Source organism: Amycolatopsis sp. NPDC004772, from assembly GCF_053601215.1.
This window is the reverse complement of record NZ_JBSGBK010000009.1, coordinates 1-24716: the sequence shown is the minus strand read 5'-3', so window position 1 is coordinate 24716 and position 24716 is coordinate 1. Positions and strand designations below refer to the sequence as shown.

Annotated in this window: 24 protein-coding genes; 9 read left to right on the top strand and 15 right to left on the bottom strand. The window is 71.4% G+C overall.

Features of this window, described 5'->3' with window-relative positions:
* Positions 1 to 160: 160 nt before the first annotated feature.
* The 3 genes from ACWEF6_RS08090 to ACWEF6_RS08080 all read right to left on the bottom strand — a co-directional run bounded on the left by ACWEF6_RS08090 (position 161) and on the right by ACWEF6_RS08080 (position 3223).
* Positions 161 to 1441 carry an adenosylmethionine--8-amino-7-oxononanoate transaminase gene (locus ACWEF6_RS08090; RefSeq protein WP_449682226.1) on the bottom strand — a complete coding sequence of 427 codons (1281 nt, stop codon included), beginning with the start codon at positions 1439 to 1441 and terminating at the stop codon, positions 161 to 163.
* 134 nt (positions 1442 to 1575) lie between these two features.
* A complete protein-coding gene (locus ACWEF6_RS08085; RefSeq protein ID WP_449682341.1) occupies positions 1576 to 2787 on the bottom strand; it encodes a cytochrome P450 family protein in 1212 nt (403 codons plus the stop codon).
* A gap of 22 nt (positions 2788 to 2809) precedes the next feature.
* Positions 2810 to 3223, bottom strand: coding sequence for an SRPBCC family protein (locus ACWEF6_RS08080; RefSeq protein ID WP_449682225.1), 414 nt, complete (start codon positions 3221 to 3223; stop codon positions 2810 to 2812).
* Positions 3224 to 3287: 64 nt separating this feature from the next.
* Between ACWEF6_RS08080 and ACWEF6_RS08075 the strand changes: the two genes are divergently transcribed.
* Complete coding sequence (locus ACWEF6_RS08075; RefSeq protein ID WP_449682224.1) at positions 3288 to 3902, top strand: uridine kinase; 615 nt, start codon at positions 3288 to 3290, stop codon at positions 3900 to 3902.
* Here the strand turns inward: ACWEF6_RS08075 and ACWEF6_RS08070 are convergent.
* The 4 genes from ACWEF6_RS08070 to ACWEF6_RS08055 all read right to left on the bottom strand — a co-directional run bounded on the left by ACWEF6_RS08070 (position 3899) and on the right by ACWEF6_RS08055 (position 8406).
* Positions 3899 to 5056, bottom strand: coding sequence for a glycosyltransferase family 4 protein (locus ACWEF6_RS08070; RefSeq protein ID WP_449682223.1), 1158 nt, complete (start codon positions 5054 to 5056; stop codon positions 3899 to 3901). The two genes, ACWEF6_RS08075 and ACWEF6_RS08070, sit on opposite strands and share 4 nt — an antisense overlap.
* Positions 5057 to 5127: 71 nt before the next feature.
* Positions 5128 to 6183, bottom strand: coding sequence for a C40 family peptidase (locus tag ACWEF6_RS08065; RefSeq protein ID WP_310977148.1), 1056 nt, complete (start codon positions 6181 to 6183; stop codon positions 5128 to 5130).
* A 443-nt stretch (positions 6184 to 6626) separates the two neighbouring features.
* A complete protein-coding gene (locus ACWEF6_RS08060; protein ID WP_449682222.1) occupies positions 6627 to 6884 on the bottom strand; it encodes a hypothetical protein in 258 nt (85 codons plus the stop codon).
* Between the two features lie 124 nt (positions 6885 to 7008).
* Complete coding sequence (locus tag ACWEF6_RS08055; protein ID WP_449682221.1) at positions 7009 to 8406, bottom strand: NYN domain-containing protein; 1398 nt, start codon at positions 8404 to 8406, stop codon at positions 7009 to 7011.
* Positions 8407 to 8503: 97 nt separating this feature from the next.
* Between ACWEF6_RS08055 and ACWEF6_RS08050 the strand changes: the two genes are divergently transcribed.
* Positions 8504 to 10207 (top strand): DEDD exonuclease domain-containing protein, encoded by a 1704-nt coding sequence (locus tag ACWEF6_RS08050; protein WP_449682220.1) that lies wholly within the window; start codon positions 8504 to 8506, stop codon positions 10205 to 10207.
* A gap of 220 nt (positions 10208 to 10427) precedes the next feature.
* Here the strand turns inward: ACWEF6_RS08050 and ACWEF6_RS08045 are convergent, their stop codons facing one another.
* Positions 10428 to 11195 carry a MerR family transcriptional regulator gene (locus ACWEF6_RS08045; protein WP_449682219.1) on the bottom strand — a complete coding sequence of 256 codons (768 nt, stop codon included), beginning with the start codon at positions 11193 to 11195 and terminating at the stop codon, positions 10428 to 10430.
* 44 nt (positions 11196 to 11239) lie between these two features.
* On the opposite strand from ACWEF6_RS08045, the gene ACWEF6_RS08040 reads away from it, so the two are divergent.
* Together ACWEF6_RS08040 and ACWEF6_RS08035 are read left to right on the top strand one after the other, a co-directional pair.
* Complete coding sequence (locus ACWEF6_RS08040; protein WP_449682218.1) at positions 11240 to 11977, top strand: maleylpyruvate isomerase family mycothiol-dependent enzyme; 738 nt, start codon at positions 11240 to 11242, stop codon at positions 11975 to 11977.
* Between the two features lie 45 nt (positions 11978 to 12022).
* Positions 12023 to 12304: an Lrp/AsnC family transcriptional regulator gene (locus ACWEF6_RS08035; RefSeq protein ID WP_086848133.1), complete on the top strand. Its 282-nt coding sequence runs from the start codon at positions 12023 to 12025 to the stop codon at positions 12302 to 12304.
* Between the two features lie 210 nt (positions 12305 to 12514).
* On the opposite strand, the gene qcrB is transcribed toward ACWEF6_RS08035, so the two are convergent.
* From qcrB to ctaE, 4 genes are all read right to left on the bottom strand, one after another.
* On the bottom strand, positions 12515 to 14197 hold the full coding sequence (gene qcrB, locus ACWEF6_RS08030; protein ID WP_449682217.1) for a cytochrome bc1 complex cytochrome b subunit: 1683 nt from the start codon (positions 14195 to 14197) through the stop codon (positions 12515 to 12517).
* A complete protein-coding gene (gene qcrA / locus ACWEF6_RS08025; protein ID WP_310977140.1) occupies positions 14194 to 15360 on the bottom strand; it encodes a cytochrome bc1 complex Rieske iron-sulfur subunit in 1167 nt (388 codons plus the stop codon). Before qcrA ends, qcrB begins: the two co-directional genes overlap by 4 nt.
* On the bottom strand, positions 15357 to 16175 hold the full coding sequence (gene qcrC, locus ACWEF6_RS08020; RefSeq protein WP_310977139.1) for a cytochrome bc1 complex diheme cytochrome c subunit: 819 nt from the start codon (positions 16173 to 16175) through the stop codon (positions 15357 to 15359). Before qcrC ends, qcrA begins: the two co-directional genes overlap by 4 nt.
* Before the next feature lie 63 nt (positions 16176 to 16238).
* Complete coding sequence (gene ctaE, locus ACWEF6_RS08015) at positions 16239 to 16862, bottom strand: aa3-type cytochrome oxidase subunit III (RefSeq protein ID WP_063749462.1); 624 nt, start codon at positions 16860 to 16862, stop codon at positions 16239 to 16241.
* Between the two features lie 95 nt (positions 16863 to 16957).
* Between ctaE and ACWEF6_RS08010 the strand changes: the two genes are divergently transcribed.
* The 3 genes from ACWEF6_RS08010 (at position 16958) to trpD (ending at position 18883) form a co-directional block, all read left to right on the top strand.
* Positions 16958 to 17371, top strand: a complete 414-nt coding sequence (locus ACWEF6_RS08010) for a hypothetical protein (RefSeq protein WP_449682216.1) — start codon at positions 16958 to 16960, stop codon at positions 17369 to 17371.
* Between the two features lie 61 nt (positions 17372 to 17432).
* Positions 17433 to 17843, top strand: a complete 411-nt coding sequence (locus ACWEF6_RS08005; RefSeq protein ID WP_310977137.1) for a response regulator — start codon at positions 17433 to 17435, stop codon at positions 17841 to 17843.
* A gap of 5 nt (positions 17844 to 17848) precedes the next feature.
* Positions 17849 to 18883, top strand: a complete 1035-nt coding sequence (gene trpD, locus ACWEF6_RS08000; protein WP_449682215.1) for an anthranilate phosphoribosyltransferase — start codon at positions 17849 to 17851, stop codon at positions 18881 to 18883.
* Between the two features lie 215 nt (positions 18884 to 19098).
* Here trpD and ACWEF6_RS07995 read toward each other — a convergent pair whose 3' ends face one another.
* Positions 19099 to 20019 (bottom strand): DMT family transporter, encoded by a 921-nt coding sequence (locus ACWEF6_RS07995; protein ID WP_449682214.1) that lies wholly within the window; start codon positions 20017 to 20019, stop codon positions 19099 to 19101.
* A gap of 83 nt (positions 20020 to 20102) precedes the next feature.
* On the opposite strand from ACWEF6_RS07995, the gene ACWEF6_RS07990 reads away from it, so the two are divergent.
* Positions 20103 to 21062 carry a GlxA family transcriptional regulator gene (locus ACWEF6_RS07990; protein ID WP_449682213.1) on the top strand — a complete coding sequence of 320 codons (960 nt, stop codon included), beginning with the start codon at positions 20103 to 20105 and terminating at the stop codon, positions 21060 to 21062.
* A 53-nt stretch (positions 21063 to 21115) separates the two neighbouring features.
* Here the strand turns inward: ACWEF6_RS07990 and ACWEF6_RS07985 are convergent, their stop codons facing one another.
* Positions 21116 to 21535, bottom strand: coding sequence for a cytochrome c oxidase subunit 4 (locus ACWEF6_RS07985; RefSeq protein WP_043781541.1), 420 nt, complete (start codon positions 21533 to 21535; stop codon positions 21116 to 21118).
* 32 nt (positions 21536 to 21567) lie between these two features.
* Positions 21568 to 22509, bottom strand: coding sequence for an aa3-type cytochrome oxidase subunit II (gene ctaC / locus ACWEF6_RS07980; RefSeq protein WP_449682212.1), 942 nt, complete (start codon positions 22507 to 22509; stop codon positions 21568 to 21570).
* A 185-nt stretch (positions 22510 to 22694) separates the two neighbouring features.
* Between ctaC and asnB the strand changes: the two genes are divergently transcribed.
* A complete protein-coding gene (asnB, locus tag ACWEF6_RS07975; protein ID WP_449682211.1) occupies positions 22695 to 24629 on the top strand; it encodes an asparagine synthase (glutamine-hydrolyzing) in 1935 nt (644 codons plus the stop codon).
* Positions 24630 to 24716: the final 87 nt, after the last annotated feature.

Here is a 24716-nt window from a genome sequence, read left to right as displayed (position 1 = left end):
TCTCGCGTTCGTCCGGGCACAGGACGGACCGGGTTCGGCGGCTGCTTCACACTTACCGCCTCGACCGTTCGCGTGGTTTCGATCTTGCTCTGCCACGCAGCGCGACGGTGAGGGACCTTCGGGTCTCGGTGTGCCGGTGGTCACACCCGATGTGCTGAATTCAGGCCTTTTCGGCGACCGCGAGCATCGCCCGGGTGATCACGGCGAGGTCGTCGTCCGTCGAAACGTAGGGCGGCATGGCGTAGACGAGGTCCCGGAACGGCCGCAGCCAAGCCCCGTTCGCGGTGACGACGTCGGTGGCGACGGCCATGTCGACGGGGTGGTCGAGCTGCAGCACGCCGATCCCGCCCAGCACCCGCACGTCGGTCACGGCGGGCAGGTCGCGCGCCGGGGCGAGGCCGTCGAGCAGAGCCTTTTCGATCCGGGTGACGTCGCTGCGCCAGCGGCCGTCGGCGAGCAGGCCGAGGGAGGCATTGGCGACGGCGGACGCGAGCGGGTTGCCCATGAAGGTGGGGCCGTGCGCAAGGACGGGCAGTTCGCCTTGCGCGATCCCGGCGGCGACGTCCGGGGTGCACAGGGCGGCGGCCATGCTCAGGTAGCCACCGGTGAGCGCCTTGCCGACGCACATGACGTCGGGGGTGACACCGGCGTGCTCGGCGGCGAACAGCGCGCCGGTGCGGCCGAAGCCGGTCGCGATCTCGTCGAAGACGAGGAGGACGTCGTGCGCTGCGGTGAGTTCCCGGAGGGCGCGCAGGTAGGCGGGGTGGTGGAACCGCATCCCGCCGGCCCCCTGCACCACGGGTTCGACGATCACCGCGGCGAGTTCGCCTTGGTGCCGCTCGATCGCGGCGGCCAGGACGTCCACATAGGACGGATCGGGCGGGGTGTCGAAACCGGACGGCGGTGCGGGCACGAAGATCTGTTCGGGCAGGACCCCGCGCCAGAGCGAGTGCATGCCGCCTTCGGGGTCGCAGACGCTCATCGGGGTGAACGTGTCCCCGTGGTAGCCGCCGCGCCAGGTGAGCAGCTTGTGCTTGCCGGTCCGCCCGCGGGAGCGCTGGTACTGCAGGCACATCTTGACGGCGACTTCGACGGAGACGGAACCGGAATCGCAGAGGAAGACGTGCTCGAGCCCGTCGGGGCTGAGGTCGGCGAGGGTCTTGGCGAGGGTGATGGCGGGTTCGTGGGTGAGGCCGCCGAACATGACGTGGCTCATCCGCCCGGCCTGGGCGGCGAGGGCGGCGTCGAGGACGGGGTGCCGATAGCCGTGGACGGCGGACCACCAGGAAGACATGCCGTCGACGAGCTCGCGGCCGTCGGCGAGGGTGAGGCGGACGCCGCTCGCTTCGGTGACCAGCAGGGACGGCACCTTCGCCGGCATCGGCGCGTAGGGGTGCCAGACGTGCTGGGCGTCCAGGGCGAGCAGGTCGGCTGGGTCCATTCCGCGACCCTACGACACCGGTTCGGCTCGGTTTCCAGCCCTGGCGATATCGGTCTCGGAGTTTCGGTGGCGGTTGTTTTGCCCACCACCCCGAAGCTCGATTGTGACTACGGCCGGTGCTGCGGGAGCGGTCCTCAAAGGCGGACCGGCAAGGTCTCCAGTCCGTGGACCAGTGAGCTGGTGCGGTACAGGAGCTCGTCCGGCTTCCCGTCCAGGGCGATGTCCGGGAACCTGTCCAGCAAGCCACCCAGTGCGATCTCGGCCTCCAAGCGGGCCAGCGGTGCCCCGACGCAGTAGTGGATTCCGTGGCCGAACGCCAAGTGGCCGCCCGCCGCTCGGGTGATGTCCAGCTTGTCCGGCTCCGGGTACCGCTCCGCGTCGCGGTTCGCTCCCAGCAAGGACACCAGCACGAACTCGCCCTCCGGGATCGTCACCCCCGCCACCTCCACCGGCTCCGCCGTGAACCTCAGCGTGGCCAGGTGGATCGGGCCGTCGAAACGCAGGAACTCCTCCACCGCTCCCGGCAGCAGCTCCGGCTCCGCGCGCAGGCGGGCCAGCTGCTCCGGCTCGCGCAGCAACGCCAGCACGCCGTTCGCGATCAGGTTGACCGTTGTCTCGTGGCCCGCCACCAGCAGCAGGAAGGCCATCGACACCAGCTCGGGCTCGGACAGCGAGTCGCCGTCGTCGCTGGCGTGGACCAGATCGGACAGCAGGTCTTCCGCCGGCTCGGCGCGCTTCTGGGCGATCAGGTCCGTCAAGTACGCGTACATGCTCGCCGCCGCGGCCTGGACCTGTTCCGGGTGCGCCGCCGCGCCCAGCAGGGTCTTGGACCAGCCCGAAAACTCCGAGCGATCCTCCTCGCGCACGCCGAGCAGCTCGCAGATCACCGTGATCGGCAGCGGCGCGGCGAACGACGCCACCAGATCCGCCCGCTCCTGCCCGGCCAGCGCGTCGAGCAGCTCCGCGGTGATCTCCTCCACCCGCGGCCGCAGCCGGGCCACCGTGCGCCCGGTGAACGCCTTGTTCACCAGCTTCCGCAGCCGCGTGTGGTCCGGCGGGTCCGAGTTCAGCATGTGCCAGTTCAGGTCCTGCCCCAGCCCGTTCAGCAGGGCCTCCGGCGGCAGCTTCGCTTCGGACACCCGGCGGATGCCCTGGCTGTTCTTCTGCAGCCGCGGATCGGCCAGCAGCGCCCGCGCCTCCGCGAACCCGGTGACCAGGTAGCACGGCAGCCCTCGCGGCGGCAGCCGCACGTGGCGCACCGGGCCGCCCCCGCGCAGCAGCTCCGAGAACACGTGCGCGTCCTGGGCGAAGTCCCGCGGCACCTCGAGGATCTCGTCGCTCGTCACGTCAGCCCCCAAACTCACCGCGTCAGCGTTCGGCGAGTGCCGTCACGACGCGCTCGGTCACGTCCTGCCAGTATGCCCGCTGTTCCTCGCGCTCTTGCGCGCCCTCAAGCCATTCCTGGTGGAACCGCAGCGTCGTCTTCGCCCCCGAGCCGCTCAGCCGCACCTGCACGGTCGAGTCGTGGTCCCAGTCGCTCGGCCGCCACGTCAGCCGCACCCGGTCGCCGTCGACGAAGCTGCGGATCTCGCCCACCGTGCCGTTCGCCGTTTCGTACTCCGCGCCCGCTTCCGTGGGCAGCTCGACCCCCGGGCCGAGCCAGATCGCGACGCCGTCCCGGCTGACCAGGAAGTCCCACACCGCCCCGGCCGGGTACGGCAGGGTGCGCGAGACGCCGATGTTCCACCCGGCACCGGCCGTCTTCCCCGCTGAAGAAGTCATGTCCTCATCCTCGCACCGGGGTACGACAAAACCGGCGGGCGGCCCGGGTGGAGGATGGGAACCCGTGCGCTACCGCCCGATCTCCCCCGCCGTCCTCGCCGGCGAACTCACCGACCGCATCGACGCGCTCGCCGGGCCGCGGCTCGCGGTGGCCGTCGACGGCGCGGCGGGCGCGACCGGGACCGCGGACCTCGCCGACGCCCTGGTCGATCCGCTGCGCCTGCGCGGCCGCGCGACCCTGCGCGTGTCGGCGCGCGACTTCCTGCGGCCCGCGTCCCTGCGCTTCGAACACGGGCGGACGAACCCCGACGCCCGCTACACCGACTGGCTCGACCTCGGCGCGCTCCGCCGCGAAGTCCTGGAGCCGCTGAAGGGTTCCGGCGAGGTCCTGCCGTCGCTGTGGGACGCCGAGCGCGACCGCGCGACCCGCGCCGAACGGGTGCCGCTGCCCGAAGGCGCCGTCGTGCTCCTCGACGGCGAGCTGCTGCTCGGCGCCGGGCTGGCCTTCGACCTGGCCGTGCACCTGTGGCTCTCCCCCGCCGCCCTGCGCCGCCGCGTGCCGGACGCCTGGGCCGTCCCGGCCTACGAACGCTACGAGGAAGAAGTGGACCCGGGGTCGCTCGCCGACGTCGTCGTGCGCGTCGACGATCCCCGGCACCCGGCGCTCTACACGCCTTAGCGGACCACGGCCACCGGATCGCCGTCCAGCAGGCCGGACAGCCGCCGCGCCATGACGTCCCAGCGCCAGTTCGCCGTCACCCACTCGCGGCCGGCCTGGCCCATCCGGCACGCCCGCACCGGGTCGGCCAGCAGGCTGGCTAGGGTCTCGCTCAGCTGCACGACGTCCCGGCCCTCCACGACGTGCCCGGTGACCTCGTCGAGCACCGCCTCGGGCGCCCCGCCGGAGTTGCCGGCCACCACCGGCAGCCCGGTCGCCGAGGCCTCCAGGTAGACGATGCCGAGCCCTTCGACGTCGAGGCCCTTGCCGCGGGTGCGCGCGGGCATCGCGAAGACGTCACCCGCGGCGTAGTGCGCGGGCAGCTCGGCCCACGGCACCGACCCGGTGAGCACGACGTCGCGCTCCAGGCCCAGCCCGGTGACCAGTTCGGTGAGCCTCTTGCGGTACGGGCCGCCGCCGACGATCAGCAGCGCCGCGTCCGGGACGCGCTCGCGGATCGACGGCAGCGCGCGGATCAGCTGGTCCTGGCCCTTGCGCGGGACCAGCCGCGACACGCAGACGACGGTCGGCCGGTCGCCGAGGCCGTGCCGGGCCCGGATTTCCGCGCGCCCGGCCGGATCCGGCCGGTACACCTCGGTGTCCACCCCGGACGGCAGCAGCTCCAGCCCGGCCATCGCGCCGAACGCCGCGGCGAAGCGGCCGCGGGTGTACCGGCTGACGTAGGTGACGACGTCGGCGGTGTCGCCGATGCGCCGCAGCGCCTGCCGCGAAGCCGGGAGCATGGACCAGCCGACCTCGTGACCGTGCGTCGACGCGACGACGCGGCGCGCTCCGGCCCGGCGCAGCGGGTGCCCCAGCAACGCGAGCGGCGCGGCGGCGCCGAACCAGACGGCTTCGCAGTCCCGCGCCCGCATGATCTGCTTCGCCCGGCGGAGCACGTCCGGCGTCGGCAGCATCAGCGACGTCGGGTGCCGGACGACCTCGAACGGCGCTTCGGCGTCAAACTCCTCGTGCGACCCCGTCCGCGACTCCCACGACGGCGCGTAGACGACCAGGTCGTCCGCCGGCAGCCGGGTGGCGAGGGAGTTCAGGTAGTTCTGGATCCCCCCGGGCCGCGGCGGGAAGTCGTTGGTCACGAGCAGGGTCTTGAGCACGCCCCAGAGGCTAACGGCGAAGGGGCGGCACCGCGTGTGCGGTACCGCCCCTCCGGGGTGCTGCTCCGAGGTCACGCCGTCGGGCGGCGCGCTCCCGAGTACTGGCTCTGCAGCGGCGAGATCTTCACGACGTCGCCGGTGTCGGGCGCGTGCACCATCTGGTTGTTGCCGATGTACATGCCGACGTGCGAAACGGGCGAGTAGAAGAACACGAGGTCACCCGGCTGGAGCTGGTCCCGCGGCACCGCGGTGCCGAAGGTCGACTGCTCGCGGCTGGTCCGCGGGATGGTCAGCCCGGCCTGCTTGTACGCCCACGACGTGAGGCCGGAGCAGTCGAAGTTGGTCGGGCCGGTGGCGCCGTAGACGTAGGCGCTGCCGAGCTTGCTCAGCGCGGCGTCCACGGCCGCCTGCGCGGCGGCGGTGGGGGCCTTGATGTTGCTGGGCGGCGTCCCGCCGCGGTCCTTCTGCGCGGCCTTGTCCGAGGCGCTGAGGTTCTTGTTGGCCGCCTTCAGCTGATCGATCTGGTCGTTCAGCGTCTTCTGCTTGGCCTTGATGTCCTCGGTCAGCTTGGCCGCGGCGTCCCGCGCGTCCTGCGCGCGCTTGGCGGCGTCGCTGGCCTTGGCGGCCGCGTCGGTGGCCTGCTGGACGGCGCCGGTGAGGTTGCCCATCGCGGCGTTCTTGCCGGTCGCGATGACCTCGAGCGCCGAGGAGCGGTCCAGGAAGTCCTGCGTGGACGTGCCCGCCAGCAGCGCCGACAGCTTGTTCAGCTGGACACCGCTGGTGAACGACGCACCGGCGAACTTGTCGACCTCGGTCTGGTACTTCTTCTGGCTCTCGGACGCCTTGGTGGCCTGTTCCTTGGCCGCGTTGACGTCGCCGGTGGCCTTGTCGAGCTCGCCCTGCTTCTTCTTCAGGTCGTCCTGGGCGGACAGCAGGTCTTCGTTGAGCTTCTCGGCCTGGGCCGCGAGGTCGCGGTACTGCGCGAGCGCGTCGGAGCCGGTGGGCGGGGTCTGGAGAACGGGGACGGGGGCGGCGGTGGCCGTCGGCTGGGCCACGGTGACGAGGGTGATCACCGAGGCCGCGGCGAGCGCACCTGAAACCACGCGCCTGAGGGAATGCGACTGCACGGTCGCGCGGGTCTCCTTTGGTCTCGGCCGCCGACGGGGACCGGGGCACGAAGAGGTCGGGGTGTTCCTCTTCACCGCTGTCCCACCCACCACGCACCCGGACCGTGCGCTTTTGCCATGCACGGGCCGCAACAGGTGAAGCACGCGGTGGTGGTTCCGGTTCCCAGCTTCCCGACAAAGCTGCGTCCGGCGGCGATCCCGTGTCGCCGCCTCCACAGACGGCCGGGGGCCACGAGATCTCGGACAGGTTACGAAAAGACCGCCACCACGTCCACCACCTCTCCGGCAAAAGCGCTGAGTGACGTCGCTGAACACCTTCGGACCAGGGCGGGAGGAAAGATGTGATGGGCGTTACACGCTGGGGTTTTCCGCGGGGCTTTTCGACTACCGACCGTTCACCGATTCAATCGACCATTCGGCGCGCCGTCACGAAACGGTGGAAATCAGGCGGTGCGCCGGATCGGTTCTTCCACCAGCCGCAGGTGTGGCACCATCCCGGCCTCGGCCAGCGCGTCGATCGCGCGCCGCTCGTCGGCGTCCCACGCCACCGCGGGTGGCGCGCCGAGCAGCACGCTCACGACGCAGTCGTGGCACGAGATGCCGCGCACCACGCAGCGGTCGCAGTCGACCACCAGGTTCTCGATGTCCGAAACGGCGATGTGCGAGACGTCCACTTCGGACAGCTCGGGCCGGTCGCTCATGTGGTCCTCCTCACGTCGGAACTGACTGAGGACGACGGTAGGCGCCACCACCGACAATTTCTGTGTCGTGCCGGGGCTTCGCCCCGGGCCGGGGGCTTCGCCACCCGGAACCCCCAAGGTGTGGTCAAACCCTCGACAGGCGGCTGACCAGCACCGATGACGGCGTCGGGTGGGCGCCGCGGCCCCGCACGGAGTCCGCGACCGCCCGGTCGGACGTCGCGACGACCATCGGCCGCCCCGCCGGCTCGGCCGCGACCAGGTTGCGGATGACGTCGTCGGCCAGCACCCCGCGGTCGGAGAACAGCACCCGCACCCCGCGGGGCACCGAGGCGGGGACCGACAGCACGCCGGCGCCGTCGAACACCACGGTGACCTCGGCGGACGTGCGCGCGGCGAGGGCCTGCAGCTGGTGGATCAGCCGGTCGCGCTGGTCGGCGAGGGCGAGTTCCGGATAGCCGGTCTTGGTGACGTTGTAGCCGTCGACGATCAGGTGCACGTTGGGCAGCGCGAGGTAGCGGTCCAGGGTGGACACGTCGGCGATCTTGCCGCCCTGGCCGGTGCCGGTGCTGGCGCCGCGGACCATGTCCGCCGGGCGGGCGCCGCGCGCGCCGAGGGCGAGCTCGCGGCGGAGGCCGGTGACGGCGCCGTCGATGGTGTCGATGAGCAGGGCGAGCCGCACCTCGTCGGCCTGCCGGGCTTCGCGCGCGGACTGGCGGGCGATCTCGGCGTCGGCGACCGCGCGCTCGGCACGGGCGCGTTCCCCGGCGACGCGCTGGCGTTCTCGCTCGAGCTGCGTGGTGAGGGCGGCGATCTCGTCGTTGCGCGCGGCGGAACCGCGCTCGGCGTCCGCGGACGCCGCTTCGGCCGCGTCCCTGGCCTGGCGCAGCTGGACGCCTTGCTCGCGAAGGCGCTTCAGGAGCTTCTCGACTTCGCCTTCGCGCTCGCCACGGGCGTTTTCGGCGGCTTGTTTCGCTTCGGCGAGCTCGGCGCGGACCTGGGCGAGCTCGGCCTCCAGCCGCTGGCTGCGGGCGAGCGCGGCGTCGCGTTCGGCGCGCAGGGCGTTTTCCTCGGCGTTGCGGGCGACCAGCCGGACGCGCCCGGTCGCCCCGGACTCGCCGAGCAGGACGGCGGCGGCCGCGGCGGCGACGGACTCGGCGGCGTTGGGGTCGAGCGCGTCGGTGCGGTGCTCGCGCAGCCACTCGATGACGGCGGTCCGGAACTGGGACGAGTCGGCGAGGGCCGCGAGCAGGGCGGCGCCGCCGAGCTTGGCGCGCTTGGCCGGCGCGAACTTCGCGACCGGCCGCAGCTGGCGGGGCACGTCGGTGGCGGGCAGTTTGGCGACGGCGGCCGCGGCGAGCTCGGCGATGCGGTCGCGCACCGGTTCGGGCAGCGCCGGCCAGGTCGCGGGATCGGGGTGTCCGGCCTGGTCAGCGGGCTCTTCGGCCGGCTCGGGGCGCGACGCGACGCCCGAGGGACCGACGGGGTCCCCGGGCGGCTCCGGCACGAGCGGCTGCGGGTGCATTGGTCCAGGGTAGGCCCCGCCTCCGCATCCCGCGCCGCGCACCACACGGACCGGCGGCGCGCGGAAACTGTCGGTGGTCGCCCTTAAAGTCCGGCCCATGCGTTCGGTCCAGGCTCAGCTCGCGTTCGACGAGCTCGGAACTCCCTTGCGGGACACCACCTTCGTCGTCTTCGACCTCGAAACGACCGGGGCGCCGCCGGGGCCGTCGGGGATCACCGAGATCGGCGCGGTGAAGGTGCGCGGGGGTGAGGTGCTGGGCGAATTCGCCACGCTGGTGAACCCGGGCACGCCGATCCCGCCCCAGATCGTCTCACTGACCGGGATCACGCAGGCCATGGTCTACGACGCGCCGCCGATCGAGGAGGTGCTGCCGGCGTTCCTGGAGTTCATCGGGGGCGCGGTGCTGGTGGCGCACAACTCCGGCTTCGACACGTCCCACATGCGGGCGGCGTGCGAGGGGCACGGGTACGTGTGGCCGAAGCTGACGGTGGTGTGCACGGTCCGGCTGGCCCGGCGGGTGGTGCCGCGGGACGAGGTCGGGCGGTACAACCTGACGGCGCTGGCGCTGCTGTTCGGGGCGAGGACCCGCCCGACGCACCGCGCCCTGGACGACGCGCGGGCGACGGTCGACGTCCTGCACGGGCTGCTGGAGCGGGTGGGCAACCTGGGCGTCCACTCGCTCGAGGAGCTGATGGGGTACCTGCCGGAGGTGACCGTCGCCCAGCGGGCGAAGCGGCACCTGGCGGCGGACCTGCCGTCGGCCCCGGGCGTCTACCTGTTCAAGGGGCCGAAGGACGAGGTCCTGTACGTCGGCACGGCGAAGGACCTGCGGCGGCGGGTGCGGTCGTACTTCACGGGCTCGGAGAACCGCAGCCGGATCCGGGAGATGGTCGCGCTGGCCGAGCGCGTCGACCACGTGGTGTGCGCGCACGCGCTGGAGGCGGAGGTGCGCGAGCTCAGGCTGATCGCGGCGCACCGGCCCGCGTACAACCGGCGGTCGAAGAACCGGCACCAGGGCTGGTGGATCGGCTTGACGGAGGAGGCGTTCCCGAGGCTGTCGGTGGTCCGCCTGCCGCGGCCGGGGGTGCTGGGCCCGTTCCGCAACCAAGCGGACGCCCGCACGACGGCGGACACCCTGGCCGGGGCGTCGGGCCTGCGAACGTGTACCCAGCGGATCTCGCCGCGGTCGGCGAACGGGACCCCGTGCGTGCTGGCGGAGCTGGGCCGCTGCGGGGCACCGTGCGCGGGCCGCCAGAGCGTGGAGGCCTACGGCCCGGCGGTCGAGTCGGTATCGGGCCTGATCGCGGGCGTGGACGGAGGTGCCCTGCACACGGCGGCGGCCCACGTGGAGCGCCTGGCGGCGGGCCGGCACTACGAGCAGGCGGCCCGCCACCGCGACGAGCTGGCAGGGCTGATCCGCGCACTGGGCCGGGCGCACCGGCAGGCCTCGCTGGCCTCGATCGGCGAGCTGATCGCGGCGGCCCCGGACGGCGCCGGCGGCTGGGAGCTGACGGTGATCCGCTACGGCCGCCTGGCCTCGGCGGGCGTGGCGCGGCGCGGGGTGCCGCCGATGCCGGTGGTGGAGGCGCTGGTGGCATCGGCGGAGACGGTCCTGCCGGAGCCGGGGCCGCTGCACGGAGCACCGCCGGAGGAGGTGGGCGTGCTGCTGCGGTGGCTGGCGCGCCCGGGGGTACGGCTGGTGCGGACGACCCGCCCGTGGGCCGAACCGACGGCGGTCGCAGGCTGGCGCGGGTGGCTGGACCTGGTCGCGGACGCGCACTCGCTGGAACGCGTCCACTGACCGGGCCGGGCGGGGATCGGCCCGCGTGACCGGGGTCGACACACGTGATCGGGGGTCGACACGCAGGAGAGGGGCCGGCCGGGGGGTCAGGCGGCTGAGGCGTTGAGCGCGTCCAGGAGCCAGGTGTGGGCGAGGCCCATCGAAACCTCCCCCGTGACCTCCCCGGCCAGGTGCCAGTACCGGCGCAGGCGCGGATTGCGGTCCGGGGCCGTCCGGTGGTTCAGGGACCTGCGGAAGGCCGGGCTGTCCGCCTTCCCCACCGCCGCCGCGTGGGCCGCCACGAAACGGTCCAGCTCCGGTCCCGGTGCCGGCCTGGCCCCCGCCGCCACCAAGGCCCCCGCCGCGACGCACGCCTCCCCACCTCGGCGTGCAACGCCTCCAGGTCCGCGATCCGGTCGTGGCCCGCCAAAGTGCTCTCCGCCAGCGAAGACGCCAACCGGACGGCCGCCGCCAGCACCACCAGCGAGGCGTATGCCACCACCTGGGCCGTCGAGGGCTCCGATGGCGGCTCCGGGGCACTCATCTCCAAGAACATCCGGGCCGTGTCCGGGGGAATCGGGCCCGTCGTCATCGGGCGCCACAGGCGGATCAGCGTCTCGCGTGCCGCGTAGCCGTCCTGGACCGCCGACAGGAGCTCCAAGCGGGCCGTGCGGTCGGCCGGTGGCGCCTCCGCGACCGCGCGGAGCACCGAACGCCGCCAGCTCAGCGTGGCCAGCTCGCGGTCGAGGGCCGTCCTCTCGGCCGCCACCGCCTCGTCGAGGGACCTGCGGCCGGCCAGGACGTCCGTGATCGGGCGCAGGCCCAGCCCGAGCCCGCGCAGCCTGCGCACCAGCGTCAGCCGGTCGATCGCCGCGCTGTCGAACCGGCGGTGGCCGCCCGCGCTGCGGACCGGCTCCAGCACGCCCTCGTCGCAGTAGAACCGGATCGTGCGGACGGGCACGCCCGTCCGGTGCGCCAGCTCGCCGATGCCGAGTGTGTCTCCGGTCACCTTCCGTCGAACCTCCAGCCGGGTGGAATTCCTACGGTACGGCCATGGACAACGCCAGACTCGCCGCAGGGCTCCGCCACCACACCGCCGGGTTCGCCGACGCCGTCGCGAACGCCGATCCGGACTGGACCGTGCCCACCTGCCCGAAGTGGCCGCTGCGGGTGCTCGTCGGCCACCTCGGCCAGGCCCACCGCTGGGCCGCCGGCATCGTCCGGGACGGCCCCTCGCCGGTGCCCGACCCCTTCGACGCCGACCCCGGCTCCCCGGACGAGTGGTCCGCCTGGCTGCACCAAGGCGCCGAGGACCTCGAAGACGCCGTGCGGGCCGCCGGGGACGCTCCGGTGTGGACCTTCTTCGGCCCGCAGCCGGCCCGGTTCTGGCTGCGCCGGATGCTGCACGACACCACCGTCCACCACGCCGACGCGGCCCTGGCCGCCGGCCGGGGCTTCACCGTGGCCCCGGACCTCGCCTCCGACGCGATCAGCGAGTGGCTGGACGTGCTGTCCGACCCCGTCACGGCGAGCCTCAACCCGGCCTTCGCCGAGCTCCGCGGCACCGGCCAGACCCTCCACGCCGACCCCGGCGACGGCCCCGGCTGGCTGATCACCCGCACCCCCGAGGGCGTCCGGTGGACCCGGGACAGCCAACCCGCGGACGTCACGCTGACCGGCCCGGTCACCGACCTCCTGCTCGTGCTCTACCGCCGCCTGCCCCTGGACCGCGTCACCGTCACCGGCGACGCAGCACTCGCCGCGCACTGGCTGGCCCACGCCGCGGCGTAGCTAGGATCGCGAGCGACACCCGCAGACGAGTCTTGGAGGACCCAGGTGATCACCGCGATCGTGTTGATCCAGGCAGAGGCGGACGCCATCCCGGACGCGGCGCAGGCGATCGCCGACATCGAGGGTGTCGGCGAGGTCTACTCGTGCGCCGGGGACGTCGACCTCATCGCCACCGTGCAGGTGTCCACGCACGAAGGGCTGGCCGACCTGATCCCCGGCAAGATCGGGAAGGTGCCCGGCGTGCTGAACACCGTCACCCACATCGCGTTCCGCTCCTACAGCCGCGCCGACACGGAATCGGCCTTCTCGATCGGCGTGGAGGACTAACGCCCCAATGTGGCGTTCGGTGCGTCCAACGCACCCAATGTGGCGTTCGGTGCGTCCAACGCACCCAATGTGGCGTTCGGTGCATCCAACGCACCCAACGCCACATTGGGGCGCTGGCGCTGGGCCGATGCGGCGGGCTGGATCCGAGATCGATCCGGGGTACGACGAAGGCCACCTCCCGCGGGAGGTGGCCTTCGTCGTACCTGGGACCTAGTGGTCCGACTGCTTCGCGGCCGACGCCGTCTCGGCGGAGTCGAACTCGCCGTGCTGGCCGTGCTGACCGTTCTCGCCACCGGAGTGGCCGTTGCCGTTGGCCCGCTCCAGTGCCGCCGTCTCCTCGGCCGGGTCCGGCGACCAGAACGTGCCCGGAACCGCGTGCCCGGCCGAACCCAGCTTGTTCATCTTCTTCGGCACCGACGCGCCCTGGTATTCGAGCGCGATCGCGTGGCCGTGGCTGTCCACCCCGGCCAGCGGCTGGTGGATCTCGATGAACTCACCGTGCGGCAGCCGCTTGATGATGCCCGTCTCGACGCCGTGCTCCAGCACCTCGCGGTCGGCCCGCTGCAGGCCCAGGCAGATGCGGTAGGTGAAGTAGTAGGCCAGCGGCGGCACGATCAACACGCCGATGCGGCCCGCCCACGTCGTCGCGTTCAGGGAGATGTCGAACTGGTCGGCGATGATGTCGTTGAAGCCGGACAGCTCGATGACCATGAAGAAGCCCAGCGCCATCGCGCCCAGCGCCGTGCGGACCGGGACGTCCCGGGGCCGCTGGAGCAGGTTGTGGTGCGCGGTGTCCTTGGACAGCTTCCGCTCGATGAACGGGTAGCCGAGCAGCAGGCCGAACAGGATCGGCATGCCGACCGCGCCGGGGAAGAACACCGCCGGGATCGTGTAGTTCCCGAGGTAGACCTCCCACGCGGGCCAGATCCGGAGCATGCCGTCCGCCCAGGCCATGTACCAGTCGGGCTGTGAGCCCGCCGACACCTGCGCCGGGTTGTACGGGCCGAAGTTCCACACCGGGTTGATCTGGAACAGCCCCGACATCAGCGCCAGCACCCCGATGACCAGGGTGAAGAACGCCCCGCCCTTGAGCGCGAAGTACGGCATGATCCGCACGCCGACGACGTTGGTCTCCTTGCGCCGCACCCCCGGGAACTGCGTGTGCTTCTGGTACCAGACCAGCGCCAGGTGCGCCCCGACCAGCGCCAGCATGATGCCCGGCAGCAACAAAATGTGCAGCGTGTACAACCGCGGAATGATCTGATCGCCCGGGAACTCCCCACCGAACAACGCCCAGTGAATCCACGTCCCGGCCACCGGCACCGACAACACGATGCCCGACAGCGTCGCCCGGATACCGGTACCCGACAGCAAGTCATCCGGCAGCGAATACCCGAAGAAACCCTCGAAGCACCCCAGGATCAGCAGCAGGCCACCGATCACCCAGTTCGCCTCACGCGGCCGCCGGAACGCCCCGGTGAAGAAGATCCGCAGCATGTGCACGGCCATCGACGCCACGAAGATCAACGCCGCCCAGTGGTGCAGCTGCCGCATGAACAGCCCACCACGCACGTCGAAGGAGATGTCCAGCGTCGTGCGGAACGCCTGCGACATCTCCAGGCCCTGCATGTTCTTGAAACTGCCGTGGTAGACGACCTCCTGCATCGAGGGGTCGAAGAACAGCGTCAGGTACACCCCGGTCAGCAACAGGATGATGAAGCTGTACAGCGCGATCTCGCCCAGCAGGAACGACCAGTGGGTCGGGAACACCTTGTTCATCTGGTGCCGCAGGCCCTTGGCCAGGTGATACCGCTGGTCGGCGTTGTTCGCGGCCTCGCCCAGCGCCTTCTCCACCGGGCTCGACCCCTTGGTCGGCGTGGTGAGTGAACTCATGACTTACGCTCCCAAAAGGCCGGACCGATGGCCTCGATGAAGTCGCCTCGCGCGATCAAGTATCCCTCTTCGTCCACCGTGATCGGTAGCTGGGCCAGCGGCCGGGTCGCCGGGCCGAAGATCGGCTTGGCGTAGTGGAGGGCGTCGAACTGCGACTGGTGGCACGGGCACAGGATGCGGTTGGTCCGCTGCTCGTACAGGGAGGTCGGGCAGCCGACGTGGCTGCAGATCTTCGTGTACGCGTAGTAGTCGCCGAAGTTGAAGTCCTCCTGGCCGGCCCGCTTGACCACCTTGGCGGCGTCGGTCGGGCGCAGGCGGATCAGCATGACCGGGTTGTCGACCCGGGTCAGCGCCTTGGCCAGCGCCTCGGCGTCGTTGCGCTCGGACTCGCGGAACGGGAAGACCGTCTCCATCGCGCCGGCGTCGAGGTCCTCGGCCTTGACCAGGGAGATCTCGGTCTCCTTGCCGTGCTCCACCTCGACCGGCTTGCCGGTGGCGCGGCGCATGTAGACCTTCTCGCCGGGGAAGTTCGGCTGCCAGCCGGTGTGCCACAGGGAGTCGCGGGACTCGCTGTCCTTCCACGGGTTCTTGATGAAGGACGCGACGGGCAGCGCCGCGGCCGCGAGGCCGAGCGCACCGGCACCGGCGATCGCCGAGCGCTTGATCAGCGAGCGGCGGGCGATGGTGCTGCGGTTCCCTGCGTCGGCCAGGTGCGCGAGGATCGTCGCGCGGTCGACCTCGGCCGACCCTTCGCCGCCGGCGTCGCTGCGCTGCTGCACCGCGACCTCGGCGGGCACGAACTTCTTCGTGTACAGGATCACGCCGATGCCCAGGCCGAGGATGGCCAGGCCGAGCGTGAGGCCGAGCATCGGGGTGTAGAGGCTGTACCAGAAGTGGGCGCTCTCGTTGTCCGGCGCCTCGTACTGCCACGGCCACCAGATCAGCGAGACGACGAACCCGATGCCGGCCAGCGCGGACAGGCCGAACCAGAACGCGACCAGGCGCTCGGCGCGCCGCTCCGCCCGGGTGCCCTCCACGGGCCACGGGGTCGGGTACTCGACGATCTCGACGCCGTCGAGCGCCCCGCCCAGCTTGACCAGCTGGTCCCGGTCCATCTCAGCCAGTTCCGCCTCCGACGGCGGCTTCGGCCCCTCGGCACTCATGCCTTCGATCCAATCCACAACGTCACGCCGATCAGCGCGGCGATCCCGACGATAAAGGCGATGACGCCCTCCGAAGCGGGGCCGACCCCGCCGAGGCCGTTACCACCCGGGTCATTGTTGCCGTCCGACACCGACTTCACGTAGGCGACGATGTCCTTCTTCTCCTCCGGCGACAGCTGCCGGTCGGAGAACTTCGGCATGTTCTGCGGGCCGGTGAGCATGGCCGTGTAGATCTGCTCTTCGCTGGCCGGGTCCAGGTTCGGCGCGTACTTGCCGGCGGACAGCGCACCGCCGCGGCCGGTGAAGTTGTGGCACGACGCGCAGTTGAGGCGGAACAGCTCGCCACCGCGGGCCGGGTCGTCGCCGCGCAGGGCCTCGCCCTTCTCGGCGGGCCGCTGGACACCGCCGCCGTGCGCCTGGATGTAGGCGCCGACCGCGTCGATCTCGGCCTCGGTCAGCTTCGGCGGCTTCCGCTCGACCTGCGCCTCCTGGCGCGCGGCGGGCATGCGGCCCGAAGAAGTCTGGAAGTACACCGCGGCGTCGCCGATGCCGATCAGGCTCGGCCCGCGGTCCTGCACGCCCTCGAGGTTCGCACCGTGGCAGGCGATGCAGGTGTTGTTGTAGACCTGCTCGCCGAGGCGCAGCTGCGCCGGCGTGCCCTGGGCCTGCGCGGTCTGCGGCTCCGGCACGAGCAGGGCGTAGCCGGCGCCGGCACCCACCAGCGCGATGCCGAGCGCGAGCAGGCCGGCGAACCGCCTCCGCAGCTTCGACCGCGCGCGGTAGCGGCGCTCCGAGGATTTCGTGCTGGTGGTCATCTTGCGGCAACCCTTGCTGTCAGTTCAGGCCGATGGTGAAGGTGGTGGCGGCTGGGTGAGGACCTACGGAAGGAGGTAGATCACACCGAAGAGGCCGACCCACACGATGTCGACGAAGTGCCAGTAGTAGGACACGACGATCGCCGACGTGGCCTGGGCGGGCGTGAACTTGCTCAGTTTCGTGCGGATGAGCAGGTACACGAAGGCGACGAGCCCGCCGATGACGTGCAGGCCGTGGAACCCGGTGGCGAGGTAGAAGACCGTGCCGAACGGGCCGGACGGGATCGTCATCCCCTCTTCGACCAGGTTGTGGTACTCGTTGGCCTGGCCGCCGACGAAGATCGCGCCCATGATCAACGTGATGATGTACCAGCGGCGCAGCCCGTAGACGTCGCCGCGCTCGGCCGCGAACACGCCGAACTGGCAGGTCAGCGACGACAGCACGAGGATCACCGTGAACGGGATCGCGTACGCCACGTTGAGGTGGAACTCCTCGCCGTGCAGCGGCGGCGGCCACTGGCCGGACGAGTTCTGCGCCTTGACGGTGAAGAACATCGCGAACAGTCCGGCGAAGAACATCAGCTCGCTGGAAAGCCACACGATGGTGCCGACACTGACCATGTTCGGCCGGTTCAGCGAGTGGACCCGCTGACTGATGGTGGGAGCTGCCGTTGTCACGCGTCGCATTATGTCCTCTCGCACCGCCGCTCCGCCGGGTGGGTCCACGGCGAGCCGTCTGCGTAACCGATCACACCGGATGCCCGGGAAGGTGAGAGCTACTCATGGGTTTACTCGACCGCCTGCTTGACCTGGTCAAGAAGCGAGAAACCGCCGGTCTGACGGCCGGCGCACCGGGGCTGAAGATCGTCGCCGAGGCCTTCGACCCGGCCGTCGCGGACTCCGCCGTGCTCGCCGGTTCACCCGCCTGGGTCAGCACGGCACCGGCCGTTCTGCGGCACCACCTGCTGCTGCCGCCGGACCGGCTCGAAGAGGCGGCGTCGATCCTCGCCCAGGACGGCTATGAGCTGCGGGAACCCACCTCTTCCGAGGAGCTGACGAGGGTGCTCGCGGTGCGCGTCCAGGTGCTCGACGCCCTGCATTGCGCCCAGGAGAGGTCCCGGATGGCCGGTCTCGCGCAACGATTGGGCGGCGACGCGCTCGGCTGGGACGCGCAACAGCCGGAGCCGACCGCGTGATGTCGGTCTCGGCCGATACGATCGCGGGAGACGTGCGGTGACGAGTATGGAGGCGTGCCTGATGGGCGAGCGGTCGATGCGGGTCCTGGTGTTCAGCCACAAGCCGGAGGTGCGCGAGGCGATCGTGAACGCGGTCGGCCGCCGGCCCGCCGCGGACCTGGCGCGCGTGGACTACGTCGAGGCGGCCGGCATCGCGGACGTGCTGTCCGAGGTGGACGCGGGGAACGTCGACCTGGCGATCCTCGACGGCGAGGCGCAGCCGACCGGCGGCATCGGCCTCTGCCGGCAGCTGAAGAGTGAAATCACCGACTGCCCCCCGATCGTGGTGGCCGTGCGGCGCAAGGACGACCGGTGGCTGGCCACCTGGTCGCAGGCGGACGCCGTGCTGGTGCACCCGCTGGACCCGCTGACCGCCGCGGAGACCGTCGCCGACGTGCTGCGCGCGCGACGGGTCCCCGTCGTGAACGGCTGAGCCCGGTGACCACCCCGGTCCCCCGCACCTGGCCACCCCTGCTCAAGCAGCTCATCGCCGGCGTCGACCTCTCCGCGGAGGACACGGCGTGGGCGATGGACCAGATCATGAGCGGCGCGGCGAGCCCGGCCCGGATCGCCGGGTTCGCGGTCGCGCTGCGCGCCAAGGGCGAGACGCCCGAGGAGATCGCCGGCATGGCGGCCACGATGCTGGCGCACGCCAAGCGGGTCGAGCTGGACGGCCCGGCGGTCGACATCGTCGGCACCGGGGGCGACGGCTCCAACTCGGTGAACATCTCGACGATGGCGACGATCATCACGGCGGCGGCCGGCGCGCCGGTGGCCAAGCACGGCAACCGCAGCGCGTCGTCGAAGTCCGGCGCGGCGGACGTCCTCGAAGCGCTCGGCGTGACGATCAGCCTGCCGCCGGAGGACGTCCGGCGCAGCCTCGACGAGGTCGGCATCGGGTTCTTCCTGGCGTCGGCGTTCCACCCGGCGCTGCGCCACGCGGGCCCGGTGCGCAGCGAGCTGGGCATCCCGACGACGTTCAACCTGCTCGGCCCGCTGACCAACCCGGCCCAGCCGGGCGCGGCGCTGATCGGCTGCGCGTACCCGGACAAGACCCGCGTGCTGGCGGAGACGTTCGCCCGCCGCGGCACCCGGGCCCTGGTGGTCCGCGGCGACGACGGCCTCGACGAGATCACCACGACGACGACGTCGACCGTGTGGGTGGTTTCGGGCGGCGAGGTCACCGAGCGCAGCTTCGACCCGGCAGCCGTGGGCATCGCCCGCGCGACGGCGGAGGACCTGCGCGGCGGCGACGCGGCGGCGAACGCGGCGGTGGTCCGCGACCTGGTGGGCGGCAAGCCGGGCCCGGTCCGCGACGCCGTCCTGATCAACGCCGCGGCCGCGCTGGCGGCCTTCACGGGCTTCTCGGAGTCACTGGAGGACGACCTGCGGGCCGGTCTGACGCGGGCGGCCGAGGCCATCGATTCCGGCGCCGCGGCCGCGCTGCTGGACCGCTGGATTGCCTTCACCTGACCCGCGACCCGCGTGCTCCAAGCCGGAACTCGCGTGACCGAACCCGGAACTCGCGTGATTGGGGCCAGATCTCGCGTGACTGGAGCCGGAACTCGCGTGATTGGGGCCGGACTCGTGAGTTCCGGCCCCAATCACGTCAGTTACGGCCCCAACCACGTTGGTTACGGCCTCGATCACGTGGGTTACGGGCCCGATCACGGGGGTGACGGGCCCGGTCACGATCGGCAGGCCGGTTCCCCGCGGGTTTCCGGGGCCGGAGCCGGCTGCGGGGCGGGCTTGCGGCCGCGCTGCGGTGCCAGTGCGGCCGCCAGGACCGCGAGCATGCCCAACGCCTCCGGCCAGCTCGGGCGGTGGCCGTAGAACAGGATGTCCACCAGCACCGCCACCACCGGGTACAGGTAGGACAGCAGCGCCACCGTCGTGGTCGGCAGCTTGCCGATGCTCGCGTACATCAGCACGTACATCAGCGCCGTGTGGACGGTCCCGAGCAGGACCAGCCACAGCAGCCCCGAGGTCGTCGTGGGCAGCGGCGTGACCAGCAGCAGGGGTGCCAGCACCAGCGCGCCCACCGTCGTCTGCACGGCGGCCAGGAGGTGCGGGCGGATGTGCTTCAGCTGCTTCGCCACGAAGGACGCTCCCGCGTACAGTACGGCCGCGCCGAGGGCGAGGCCGATGCCGGCCAGCTGCACCGGCTTGCCGTCCTCACCGTGGGCGGACAGCGAGATCACCGCCACGCCCCCGAACGCGATGCCGGCCCGGGCCAGGTGGCTCTTGGCGACCTTCTCGCCGAGGAACGCCGCGGCCAGGCCGACCAGGATCAGCGGCTGGGTGTGGTAGACGACCGTGCTGACCGAGATCGACGACAGCGCGTACGAGGCGAACAGCAGCACCCAGTTGCCGACCAGGAACAGCCCGCCCAGCACGGCGAGGCCGAGGTCGCGGCGGGACGGCCGCCAGGCCTGCAGCCAGCCGCGGGAGAGGCACCAGAGCACGAGCAGGGCGCCGCCGACGAAGCAGCGGGCGAAGGCCACGGCGGGGGCGGCCGCGCCGCTCTCGAGGACGACGGCGCCGATCGTGCCGGACATCGCCATCGCCGCGGACCACTGGAGCAGCGGGCGGGTTTCGGAGTTCGTCATGCCGACCAGGTTCGTCCGGATCGGCCGGCGCAACCAGTGTCAGAGATGACAACGGCCGCAAAACTTGTGACACACTGGCCGACATGGACGTCAACCGGATCGCGGTGGTGCTCGCCGACCGCGTTTCGCCGTTCGAACTGGGCGTCGCGTGCGAGGTGTTCGGCACCGACCGCAGCGCCGACGGCATCGAGGGCTGGGACTTCGCCGTCTGCTCGCCGGGCGGGACCGCGGTCGAGAGCTGGTCCGGCTTCGGGCTGGCCGGCCTGCGGGACCTGGACTTCGCGGCGTCGGCGGACCTGCTGATCGTGCCGACGTGCGCGCCGCGGACCGCGCCACCGCCGGAGCCGGTGCTGGACGTCCTGCGCGACGCCGCCGGGCGCGGAGCGTGGGTGGCGGGGTTCTGCGCGGGCGTGTTCTCGCTGGGTTACGCGGGCTTGCTGGACGGCCGCCGCTGCACGGTCCACTGGGTGTACGAGGCGGAGTTCCGGCAGCGGTTCCCGGCGGCCGAGGTGGACCCGCAGGCGCTGTACGCCGACGACGGCGGGATCCTGACCAGCGCGGGCACGGTCGCGGCGGTCGACCTGTGCCTGCACCTGGTCCGCCGGCTGCGCGGTGTCGCGGCGGCCACGACGCTGGCCCGGCGGATGGTGGCGGCCCCGCACCGCGCGGGCGGTCAGGCCCAGTTCGTCCAGGCGCCGGTCCCGGCGACGGCGGCGGGCGACGACGCCGTGGTCGCGGAGGCCCTGGAGTGGGTCGAGCGGCGGCTGGACCAGCCGTTCACGGTGGCGGAGCTGGCCCGCCGCAGCGGCCTGGGCGAGCGGACGTTCCTGCGCCGCTTCTCGGCCGCGACGGGCACGACACCGCACCGCTGGCTGACCGAGCGCCGCCTGGACCGGGCCCAGGCCCTGCTGGAGGAGGGCGGGCTGACGGTGGAGGACATCGCGGCGGCGTGCGGCTATGCGTCGGCGGCGGCGCTGCGGCACCAGTTCAGCCGGCTGCGGGGCACGAGCCCGTCGTCGTACCGGACGGCGTTCCGCGGCTGAAAAACAAAACTGGCCGCCACGCCCGGAAGCGTGGCGGCCGGCTTCGGTGAGGCTCAGTCGTGCGACGGGCCGGTGTGGTACTCGAACACCAGGCCGCCGATCGTGATGAGCAGCGCGACCAGGGCGATGACCAGCAGCCAGATGTGGAAGAACGCCAGCGCCACGGCTGCGAGCGCCGCGGTGGCCGCCATGCCGATCGGCCAGTAGCTGCCCGGGCTGAAGAAGCCCAGCTCGCCCGCGCCGTCGCTGATTTCGGCGTCCTCGCGGTCCTCCGGGCGCGGCTCGATGCGGCGGGCGACGAACTGCATGTAGCTGCCGGCCAGGAACGCGAGACCACCGGTGAGGAACAGCGCGACGATGCCGACCGGCTCGGCGCCGTGGGTCGCGGCCAGCGCGGTCCACACCCAGTACACGGCCGCCATGAACACGGCGAAGATCGCCACGATGAAGAAGATGCGGGCTTCGACCTTCATGGTCTTTTCCTACTCCTTGTGTGCGTGCGGCGTCAGTTCGACGCGGTCCGCGCGGTGCGGTCGGTGTTGAACGGCTGGGTGGTGACCGCGTGCGGGGTGCACAGCTCGCCGCAGTTCATCTTCGCCAGCGCCTCGGCCGCCGTGAACGACTGGCCCGTCGCCGGGTTCGTCTGCTTGCGCAGCGCGATGTACTGGTCGTACTTGTCCGCCGACAGCGCGCGGACCTCGAAGTTCATCACCGAGTGGTAGGTGCCGCACAGCTCCGCGCACCGGCCGACGAAGGAGCCTTCGCGGTCGATCTTGTTCTGGAAGGAGCTGTCCTGGTTGTTCTTCTCCGGGTTCGGCATGACGTCCCGCTTGAAGTGGAACTCCGGCACCCAGAAGGAGTGGATGACGTCGGTGGAGACCAGGTCGTACTGGATGGTCTTGCCGACCGGGAGCACCAGCAGCGGGATCTCGCCGGACGAGCCGACGGTGCTGACCTGCTGGCCGTCCGCCTTCTTCGCGTTCTCGTCCTCGTACTTGAACTCCCAGTTCCACTGGAAGGCCACGACCTGGACCTTGACGTCCGGGTTCGGGATCTTGTCCAGGACCTTCGACTCCGTCGTCGCGGTGAAGAAGAACAGGACGCAGACCATGATCGTCGGGACGACGACCGTGAACAGCTCGAGCGGGATGTTGTACTGGAACTGCCGGGGCAGCTCCTCCGGCTCGCCGTCGGCGGTCTTCTTCTTGCGGTGGAACGTCGCGGTCCAGAAGATCAGCGCCCACACGATGACGCCGACGACCAGCGCGGCGACCACGGTCCAGGTCCAGAGCGTCCGCATCTGGTTCGCCTGCTCGGTGACACCGACCGGCCAGCCGAACCGCAGGATCTCGTCGCCGGAGCAGCCCGTCGCGGTCAGCGCGACCAGCACGGCCAGCGCGGCGACGCGCACGGTCCGCTTCCCCAGGGTGCGCTCGGGTTGTCCCACTGCGCCTCGCCCTTTCACCCAGAGCCTCCTACGACCGATCTTTGTGACAGCCGGACTCTAGCCGAGTTGGCCCATCCTGCTGACCAAGGGGTAACCATCGACGCGCGTGGTACTCGCCACGACCACCCCGGCATACTGGGGCCTTCCCCCAGCCCGGTGAAGACCCTGAAGGTGTGTGAGTACCCGTGTGCGGCCTGCTTGGACTGATCTGCGCGACCGAGACCGGCGCGGCGAACGCGCGTGACGCCGTCGGGGCGGCCATGCGCTGCCAGCGCCACCGCGGCCCCGACGAGCAGGACACCTGGGCCGACGCCGAGGTCGTCTACGGCTTCAACCGGCTCGCCTTCATCGACGTCGAGCACGCCCACCAGCCGCTGGTCTGGGGCCCGCCCGAGGCGCCGGGCCGCTACACCATGAACTTCAACGGCGAGATCTACAACTACCAGGAGCTGCGGGCGGAGCTCGCCGAGCAGCACGGCGCGAAGTTCGAGACCGAGGGTGACGGCGAGGCCATCGTCGCCGGTTTCCACTACCTCGGCGCCGACTGGGTGAAGCGCCTGCGCGGCATGTTCGCCTTCATGATCTGGGACTCGCAGGAGAAGCGGGTCTTCGGCGCGCGCGACCCGTTCGGCATCAAGCCGCTGTTCTACTCGGCCGGCCCCGACGGCGTGGCGTTCTCCAGCGAGAAGAAGAGCCTGCTGGAGCTGTCGGACGTCCTCGGCGTCGCGCAGGAACTGGACCGCAAGGCCCTGCAGCACTACCTGGTGCTGCAGTACGTGCCCGAGCCCGAGTCGCTGCACACGGCGATCCGGCGCGTCGAGTCCGGGACGTCGTTCGACGTGGTGCCCGGCGGTGAGGTGAAGTTCACCCGCTACTTCCACCCGCAGTTCAGCGCCAGGCCGGTCAACTCCCCCGCCGAGGCCGAGGAGCTGTACCAGCGCATCGCCGATGTGATGCGCGACTCGGTCGGCAAGCACATGATCTCCGACCCGGACGTCACGGTCGGCGCGTTCCTCTCGGGCGGCATCGACTCCACGGCCACCGCCACGCTGGCCAAGGAGCACAACCCGAACCTGATCGCGTTCACCACCGGCTTCGAGCGCGAGGGCTACTCCGAGGTCGACGTCGCCGCCGAGTCGGCCGCCGCGATCGGCGTGAAGCACGTGGTCCGGACGGTGTCGGCGGACGAGATGATGGAGGTGCTGCCGCTCATCGTCTGGTACCTCGACGACCCGGTGGCCGACCCGGCGCTGGTCCCGCTGTGGTTCATCGCCCGCGAGGCCCGCAAGCACGTCAAGGCGGTGCTTTCGGGCGAGGGCGCGGACGAGCTGTTCGGCGGCTACACGATCTACAACGAGCCGATCTCGCTGGCGCCGTTCGAGAAGATCCCGGGCGGCATGCGGAAGCTCATCGGCAAGGTGTCGACGAAGATCCCCGAGGGCACCCGCGGCAAGGACCTCCTGCGCCGCGGCGCGCTCCCCCTGGAGGACCGCTACTACGGCAACGCCCGCAACTTCCGCGACGACCAGCTGCGGAACGTGTTGAAGACCTACCAGGAGGGCGTGGGCTTCAAGGACGTCACGGCGCCCTGGTACGACGTCTCGCGCGGCTGGGACCCGGTGGCCCGCATGCAGCACGTGGACCTCTACACGTGGCTGCGCGGCGACATCCTGGTCAAGGCCGACAAGGTGACGATGGCGAACTCGCTGGAACTGCGGGTGCCGTTCCTGGACGCAGAGGTGTTCAAGGTCGCGGCGTCGATCCCCCTCGATCAGAAACTGGCGCACGGCACGACGAAGTACGCGCTGCGCCAGGCCCTGGCGAAGATCATCCCGGCGCACGTGCTGAACCGCCGCAAGCTCGGCTTCCCGGTCCCGATCCGGCTGTGGCTGCGCAACGAGATGTACGACTGGGCGAAGGGCATCATCAGCGACTCGAAGACCGAGGAGCTGCTGGACAAGAAGGCGATCCTGGCGCTGCTGGAGGAGCACAAGGCCGGCCAGCTCGACCGCAGCCGCCAGCTGTGGGCGCTGATCGTGTTCATGCTGTGGCACGGCATCTTCGTCGAGCACCGGATCAAGCCGGAGATCCCGGAGCCGGTCTACCCGGTGAAGCTCTGAGGTCTGCCGCGGCCGGGGGTGGGGGGGGTGACGGGGTTGATAAAGCCCGACAACAAAAAAAACAACGCGGGGCGCGGCGGGCGCGGG

What these genes read in the sequence shown, in the direction of transcription:
- ACWEF6_RS08090 (WP_449682226.1), bottom strand. Translation starts at nt 1,441, where the DNA reads ATGGACCCAGCCGACCTGCTCGCCCTGGACGCCCAGCACGTCTGGCAC.
- ACWEF6_RS08080 (WP_449682225.1), bottom strand. Translation starts at nt 3,223, where the DNA reads ATGACTTCTTCAGCGGGGAAGACGGCCGGTGCCGGGTGGAACATCGGC.
- ACWEF6_RS08060 (WP_449682222.1), bottom strand. Translation starts at nt 6,884, where the DNA reads ATGAGCGACCGGCCCGAGCTGTCCGAAGTGGACGTCTCGCACATCGCC.
- ACWEF6_RS08055 (WP_449682221.1), bottom strand. Translation starts at nt 8,406, where the DNA reads ATGCACCCGCAGCCGCTCGTGCCGGAGCCGCCCGGGGACCCCGTCGGT.
- ACWEF6_RS08050 (WP_449682220.1), top strand. Translation starts at nt 8,504, where the DNA reads ATGCGTTCGGTCCAGGCTCAGCTCGCGTTCGACGAGCTCGGAACTCCC.
- ACWEF6_RS08040 (WP_449682218.1), top strand. Translation starts at nt 11,240, where the DNA reads ATGGACAACGCCAGACTCGCCGCAGGGCTCCGCCACCACACCGCCGGG.
- qcrB (WP_449682217.1), bottom strand. Translation starts at nt 14,197, where the DNA reads ATGAGTTCACTCACCACGCCGACCAAGGGGTCGAGCCCGGTGGAGAAG.
- qcrA (WP_310977140.1), bottom strand. Translation starts at nt 15,360, where the DNA reads ATGAGTGCCGAGGGGCCGAAGCCGCCGTCGGAGGCGGAACTGGCTGAG.
- qcrC (WP_310977139.1), bottom strand. Translation starts at nt 16,175, where the DNA reads ATGACCACCAGCACGAAATCCTCGGAGCGCCGCTACCGCGCGCGGTCG.
- ctaE (WP_063749462.1), bottom strand. Translation starts at nt 16,862, where the DNA reads ATGCGACGCGTGACAACGGCAGCTCCCACCATCAGTCAGCGGGTCCAC.
- ACWEF6_RS08010 (WP_449682216.1), top strand. Translation starts at nt 16,958, where the DNA reads ATGGGTTTACTCGACCGCCTGCTTGACCTGGTCAAGAAGCGAGAAACC.
- ACWEF6_RS08005 (WP_310977137.1), top strand. Translation starts at nt 17,433, where the DNA reads ATGGGCGAGCGGTCGATGCGGGTCCTGGTGTTCAGCCACAAGCCGGAG.
- ACWEF6_RS07995 (WP_449682214.1), bottom strand. Translation starts at nt 20,019, where the DNA reads ATGACGAACTCCGAAACCCGCCCGCTGCTCCAGTGGTCCGCGGCGATG.
- ACWEF6_RS07990 (WP_449682213.1), top strand. Translation starts at nt 20,103, where the DNA reads ATGGACGTCAACCGGATCGCGGTGGTGCTCGCCGACCGCGTTTCGCCG.
- ACWEF6_RS07985 (WP_043781541.1), bottom strand. Translation starts at nt 21,535, where the DNA reads ATGAAGGTCGAAGCCCGCATCTTCTTCATCGTGGCGATCTTCGCCGTG.